The sequence below is a fragment of the Glaciihabitans sp. dw_435 genome (genome assembly GCF_018449675.1).
In the GTDB taxonomy this organism is placed as follows: Bacteria; Actinomycetota; Actinomycetes; order Actinomycetales; family Microbacteriaceae; genus Glaciihabitans.
Genome location: NZ_JAAVUZ010000011.1, coordinates 90,582 through 96,941, shown reverse-complemented (window position 1 = coordinate 96,941; position 6,360 = coordinate 90,582). Strand labels below are relative to the sequence as shown.

Below are 6,360 nucleotides of genomic sequence, written 5' to 3'. Positions count from 1 at the left end.
CCGGCACCTCGGCGGTGGCCGGTTGGAATGGACCTCTCCCAGCGGCCGCAGCTACATCACCGAACCCGACAGCTTCATCGAACCCATGCCCTTCACCTGGCCCGACACCCCCACCCCACCCCAGGGCGACACACAACCACCCAAAGCGGACACAGAACCAACCGACAACGACCCGGGAGCGCCCGATGGGGACACAGAACCACCCGACAGTGGCTCGGGGACACCTAGGTGGGACACACCGCCCGATGGGGGCCCCGAACAGCCTGTCGACGACCCGGGAGCGCCCGACGACGAAATCCCCCAGGACCCCCACCCGCCACGCCCGTCCGAGCCACCCGAGTTCGACATCCCGCACGACGACGATCTGACAGAGGACCACGTCCCAGCTGACAAGGACGAGTTCCTCGGAGACGACGACCCGCACAACAGGTACGAGCTCCCCGACGACGAGAACCCATGACGCCGCCATCTCCGACTAGGCAACGTCGGTGGACCAGCTGTGTTGCGATGCGGCAGCCTTACAACACAAAACTGGCGTGTGCTCGAAAGCACACGCCAGTGTTGAGTGGAACAGATTTTGTGTCTAGTGACCGAAGTATCCGCGGTGGTACTCGTAGGTCCATCCCACAAGGAAGACGAGACCAAGTACTCCGCCGATGATGGCGATCCAGATACCCACGGCCAGGCCGAGGAACACCAGCGCAGCGCCACCGGCCAGCAGCACCGGCCACCAGCTCCACGGGCTGAAGAAGCCCTGCTCGGCATCACCATCGTCGATGTTGGCGTCAAGACGGTCCTCAGCGAGGACTGCGGGCTGCGACTTCAGCACACGACCGACGTAGAAGCCAATCAGTGCCGAGAGGATCGCGACCAAAGCAAGACCGATGGTGCCGACCCACTCGATGGTGCCGGTGTCGATCCAATGCCACACGCTGTACACAGCGGCCAGAACCAGGTTGAAGACAACCAGGACCCAAAATAGTCGAGCTGTTGCGTTCACGTGCTACTTCACCTCTCCGTCGGCCTTGTCGTAGACCGGCGCGTCCGGGGCATCCTTCAGCGGGCCAATTCCCGAAGCCATTTCGGCCTCCGGGTGGTGCAGGTCAAATGCCGGGGACTCCGAACGGATGCGGGGAATTGACGTGAAGTTGTGACGCGGCGGCGGGCACGAAGTGGCCCACTCGAGCGAGCGTCCGTAACCCCACGGGTCGTTCACCGTCACCCTGGCACCGCGGCGAGCCGTGATGTAGACGTTGTAGAGGAACGGAAGCATAGAAACACCGAGCAGCATCGCACCAATGGTGGACAGCTGGTTCATCCAGGTCACGCCGTCTTCCGGCAGGTAGGACGCGTAGCGACGGGGCATACCCGCAACACCGATCCAGTGCTGGATGAGGAACGTGGTGTGGAAACCGATGAACAGCAGCCAGAAGTGAATCTTGCCAAGACGCTCGTCCAGCATCTTTCCGGTCCACTTGGGCCACCAGAAGTAGAACCCGCTGAACATCGCGAACACGACGGTGCCGAACACCACGTAGTGGAAGTGGGCTACAACGAAGTAGCTGTCCGAGACGTGGAAGTCGAGCGGCGGCGAGGCCAGGATGACACCGGTGAGTCCACCGAAGGTAAACGTGATCAGGAAGCCAATGGCCCACATCATTGGGGTCTCGAAAGTAACCGAGCCGCGCCAGAGGGTGCCGATCCAGTTGAAGATCTTTACACCGGTGGGAACCGCGATCAGCATCGTCATGAGCGAGAAGAACGGCAGCAGAACCGAGCCTGTCACGTACATGTGGTGAGCCCAGACCGTGACGGAAAGAGCGGCGATCGCGATGGTTGCGTAGATCAGCGTCTTGTAACCGAAGATCGGCTTGCGACTGAAGACCGGGAAGACCTCACTGACGATGCCGAAGAACGGCAGCGCAATGATGTAGACCTCGGGGTGGCCGAAGAACCAGAAGAGGTGCTGCCACAGGATGGCGCCACCGTTGGCAGCGTCGTAGATGTGAGCACCGAATATTCGGTCGGCACCAAGGGCGAGGAACGCCGCTGCGAGAACCGGGAACGCCATGATCACGAGGATCGAGGTGACCATCGTGTTCCAGGTGAAGATCGGCATGCGGAACATCGTCATACCAGGAGCACGCATGGTGATGATCGTGGTGATGAAGTTGACAGCACCGAGGATCGTTCCGAATCCGCTGAGGGCCAGACCCATTACCCAGAGATTACCGCCGAGTCCTGGTGTGAATGTTGTACTCGATAGTGGCGCATACGCTGTCCAGCCGAACGATGCAGCTCCCTGAGGGGTGAGGAAGCCGGCGACGGCGATCAGCGAACCGAAGCTGTACAGCCAGTACGCAAACGCATTCAGTCGTGGGAACGCCACGTCTGGTGCGCCGATTTGCAGTGGCATCAAGACGTTCGCAAATCCCGCAAACAGCGGCGTCGCAAACATCAGCAGCATGATCGTGCCGTGCATGGTGAAGAGCTGGTTGTACTGCTCCTTCGTACCGACGATCTCAAGACCGGGCTCGAAGAGCTGGGCGCGGATGACAAGAGCCATCACGCCGCCGAGGCAGAAGTACAGGAAGGACGTGATCAGGTACATGTACCCGATGGTCTTGTGGTCGGTGGAGGTCACCCAGTTGACGAGGACACTACCCTTGCGGCCAACAGACGCTGACTGACCCGTGATCGGGTCGGTGCCCGTTCCCGTGAATGCTACTGTCGTCATCCTTCGCTTCCCTCTGTGGCGCCGGTGGTTCCCGGCAGGTTCTGGTTCGGGTCGTACTCGAGGCCGAGTTGGCCCTCGTAACCCGCTGCACGCTGTGCCGCGATGTACGCGTCATAGTCAGCCTGCGAGACGACCTTCACCTGGAAGAGCATGAGCGAGTGGTATTCACCACAGAGCTCTGCACACTTTCCGGCATAGGTTCCGATCTTCTCCGGAATGAAGTACATGTGGTTGGTCTTACCCGGGATCATGTCCTTCTTGTACAAGAAGTCCACGACCCAGAAGGAGTGCGCGACATCCCGCGACTCGATCTTGATGTCGACCTTCTTGTTGACCGGCAGGTACAGGGTCGGCAGCGTGTCAGAGATGGTTTCGCCATCCTTGAGCTTCGCCCGGTCCTGAGCCTGAACGCCGGCCGAGTAGACGTTTGCGTCGATGTAGTTGAAGTCCCAAGCCCAGCGCTTGCCGATGACCTCGATGTTGACGTCAGGGTTCGGGTTGGGGGTTTCGATCTCCGCCTGGTCGCGTGCGGTGAAGGCGAAGAAGCCCAGCACGAGGATCAGGGGAACGATCGTGTAGAAGATCTCGACCGGCAAGTTGTATCGCATCTGCACCGGCAGGCCGGTCTGGCCCTTACGGCGGCGGTAGACGATCGCTGCCCAGAGGATGAGACCCCAGGTCAGGACGCCCACTGCGAGCAGGACGATCCAGGACGTGGTCCAGAGACCAACAATCCTGTCGGTGTGATTGGTGATGCCTGGTGTACCCGGGAGGAAGCCGCGAAGCTCCTCCTGCGTGCATCCGGCAAGAGCAATCGAGATAGCTACCGCGACGGGGATTGCGACCCATCGAAGACGGCGGTTAGAGCGCACCTGGAACCTCTCGGATGACACGGACGATTTCGTTAGTCAGTCTATAACGCGGTCGGGGCGCCACTGATCGTCCGCCCCGCCGCAAACGCGTTCCGAGAGCGTTTTATATGCAAAAAGCCGGTTCCCACAAGGGAACCGGCTCTTCGTGAAAAAACCATGGAATCTGGCTGAACGTCAGCAGTGCATCTGCTTAGTGGAAGCTATCTCCACATGCGCAGCTGCCGGATGCGTTCGGGTTATCGATGGTGAAACCCTGCTTCTGAATGGTGTCTTCGAAGTCGATCGACGCACCGTCCAGGTAGGGAACGCTCATCTTGTCAACGACAACCTCGACGCCCTCACCGAAGTCAACGGTCGCGTCGCCATCGAGCGTGCGCTCGTCGAAGTAGAGCTGGTAGATCAGTCCGGAGCAACCTCCGGGCTGAACCGCGACACGCAGTCGAAGGTCGTCGCGACCTTCCTGCGTCATCAGGCTACGAACCTTCTGCGCGGCGGTGTCGGTGAGACCGACGCCATGGGCAGCGGTCGTGGTGATGGTGTCAGACATAGAGTCACTCCTTGGGACGGAAAGCTTGTGCAAACTCTACGCTCGCGACTCGAGCTTTGCGAGCAAAACGGCTTCTGTGAGGATCGCGCGCCGGAAAACTCCCAGGTGAAGCGACTCGTTCGGGCTGTGAGCGCGGGTATCGGGGTCCTCGACACCGGTGACCAGAATCTGCGCGTCGGGGAACTCGGCTACGAGATCCGAGATGAACGGGATGGATCCGCCGATTCCCGCTTCGACGGGTTCGACACCCCACGCCTCGTGCATCGCGGCCTTGGCGTCCGCGACCGCCCACCCTGTCGTGTCGACGAGGAAGGGGTTTCCGCGGTCCACGTCGGACAGCTGGATGTGCGCCCCGAACGGCGCATTCGCCGTGAGGTGTGCCTCGATCGCCGCGTAGGCGTCTGCCGCCGTCTGTCCGGGAGCGATTCGCGAACTGATGCGAACCGAGACCGAGGGAGACAGGGTGTTGGACGCGTTCTGGACGGTGGGAGCATCGATGCCGGTCACGGTAATCGCCGGCTGCATCCAGAGTCGGCTCAGGATGTCTCCGTGTCCGATGGAGTTGACGCCCGGGAGAAGCGCTGCTTCCTCCTGCAGACGCTCCTCCGTGTACGGCGGTGTCTGCGTGTCGTTGGTGGTGAGCCCCGCAACGGCGACGGACCCGTCGTCCGCCCACAGGGTGCCAAGCAGCTTGATCGTCGCGAGCATCGCGTCGGGGGCCGCTCCCCCGAACATGCCGGAGTGCGAAGCGTGATCAAGGGTCGACACCGTGAGCTTAAAGGTGACGTTTCCCCGCAGGGCGACCGTCAGTGATGGCGTTTCGGTGTCCCAGTTGTCGGAGTCGGCAACGACGATGACATCGGCGGAGAGCTTCTCGCGATGCGCCGACAGGAAGTTGGTGAACGATCGGGAGCCGAACTCTTCCTCGCCCTCGATGAAGACGGCAAGTCCCAGGTCGAAGTCGTCACCCACGGTCTCAACGAAGGCGCGGATGGCGGCAACGTGCGCCATGACGCCGGCCTTGTCATCCGCTGCTCCGCGTCCATACAGGCGGTCACCGCGAAGGGTCGGTTCGAACGGGAGCGATTCCCAGTCCTCGTCGGACCCGGGCGGCTGAACGTCGTGGTGCGCGTAGAGAAGGATGGTCGGGCGTCCGTTGCGGGCGGCTCGACTTGCAAGGACGGCGGGATGACCCAGGCGCTCGCTATCTCCGATGGGAGCGCGGGCAATCTCAACGGAATCGAATACACCCAGCCCGTCGAACAGTGCCTTCACCGCGTCGGCACTCGCGGCGACCGCGGCTGGATCGAAGCCGTCCCACGATACGGACGGAATGCGCACGAGGGCGGACAGATCGGCGATCGCGGTGGGCAATCCTCCCTGGACGGCGTCCGTCAGGGCGGGGAGATACTGGGAAACAGGCGAATTCGCCATGGGTGGCTGCTCCAAATCGGTCATGCAGGTAATCTTAAGTCGACCCCAACGCAAGGAAGACCAGTGGCTAAGACACCGACGCACGAGACCGACACAACAAGCGGCTCCGCCTCCGCCACGGATATTGCGAACGGCAAGGGCCGTCCGACGCCGACGCGCCGCGAAAAAGAAGCCGCACGTAAGCGTCCCCTCGTCTCCAGCGACCGCACTGAAGCGCGCCGCCAGTCCCGTACGGCGATGGCCTCGCAGCGCGAACGAGCCCGCATCGGCATGGCAAACGGCGAGGAGAAATTCCTCCCGATCCGCGACCGCGGTCCGCAGAAGCGGTTCGTGCGCGACTACATCGATGCCCGCTACAGCGTGGGTGAGCTGCTCATCCCCCTGATGCTCGTCGTCATCGTGCTGACGTTCATCCCCAGCGCCTCCGTGATCAGCCTCATCGCCCTCTGGACGTTCTTCGCCCTCGCGGTCATCGACTGCTTCTTCGTCGGCATGCGCGTCAAGAAGAAGCTGGGCGAGAAGTTCGGCGAGGGCAACGTGGTCAGCGGCGTGCGCTGGTACGCGGCGATGCGGTCACTGCAGCTGCGCGCAATGCGCCTGCCGAAGCCGCAGACCAAGCGCGGCAACTTCCCCGCATAGCGGCGGCAGGATCCGCGCGTAACGCGGCAAGACCCCCGCGGGGGCGCCGCAGGATCCCCGCGTAACGCGGCAAGATCCGCGCGCGGCGCCGCCGCGTCGCGCGGCGTACCGCGTGGAACGCCGCGCATACA

Annotated in this window: 6 protein-coding genes and 1 pseudogene; 2 read left to right on the top strand and 5 right to left on the bottom strand. The window is 62.3% G+C overall.

All coding sequences use genetic code 11. The features are described 5' to 3' along the window. A pseudogene (locus tag HB677_RS14135) lies at positions 1–460 on the top strand (hypothetical protein); the annotation flags it as partial. A 123-nt stretch (positions 461–583) separates the two neighbouring features. Here the strand turns inward: HB677_RS14135 and HB677_RS14130 are convergent. The 5 genes from HB677_RS14130 to HB677_RS14110 form a co-directional block, all read right to left on the bottom strand. Then, complete coding sequence (locus tag HB677_RS14130; protein ID WP_213816367.1) at positions 584–1,000, bottom strand: cytochrome c oxidase subunit 4; 417 nt, start codon at positions 998–1,000, stop codon at positions 584–586. Positions 1,001–1,003: 3 nt separating this feature from the next. Continuing rightward, positions 1,004–2,737 carry a cytochrome c oxidase subunit I gene (ctaD, locus tag HB677_RS14125; protein WP_213816366.1) on the bottom strand — a complete coding sequence of 578 codons (1,734 nt, stop codon included), beginning with the start codon at positions 2,735–2,737 and terminating at the stop codon, positions 1,004–1,006. Next, a complete protein-coding gene (coxB, locus tag HB677_RS14120) occupies positions 2,734–3,609 on the bottom strand; it encodes a cytochrome c oxidase subunit II (protein ID WP_213816377.1) in 876 nt (291 codons plus the stop codon). Before coxB ends, ctaD begins: the two co-directional genes overlap by 4 nt. Before the next feature lie 190 nt (positions 3,610–3,799). Next, on the bottom strand, positions 3,800–4,156 hold the full coding sequence (locus tag HB677_RS14115; RefSeq protein WP_213816365.1) for an iron-sulfur cluster assembly accessory protein: 357 nt from the start codon (positions 4,154–4,156) through the stop codon (positions 3,800–3,802). A 36-nt stretch (positions 4,157–4,192) separates the two neighbouring features. Further along, positions 4,193–5,614, bottom strand: coding sequence for a dipeptidase (locus HB677_RS14110; protein WP_213816364.1), 1,422 nt, complete (start codon positions 5,612–5,614; stop codon positions 4,193–4,195). A gap of 39 nt (positions 5,615–5,653) precedes the next feature. On the opposite strand from HB677_RS14110, the gene HB677_RS14105 reads away from it, so the two are divergent. Continuing rightward, on the top strand, positions 5,654–6,229 hold the full coding sequence (locus HB677_RS14105; RefSeq protein WP_213816363.1) for a DUF3043 domain-containing protein: 576 nt from the start codon (positions 5,654–5,656) through the stop codon (positions 6,227–6,229). The last annotated feature ends 131 nt before the right edge of the window (positions 6,230–6,360 follow it).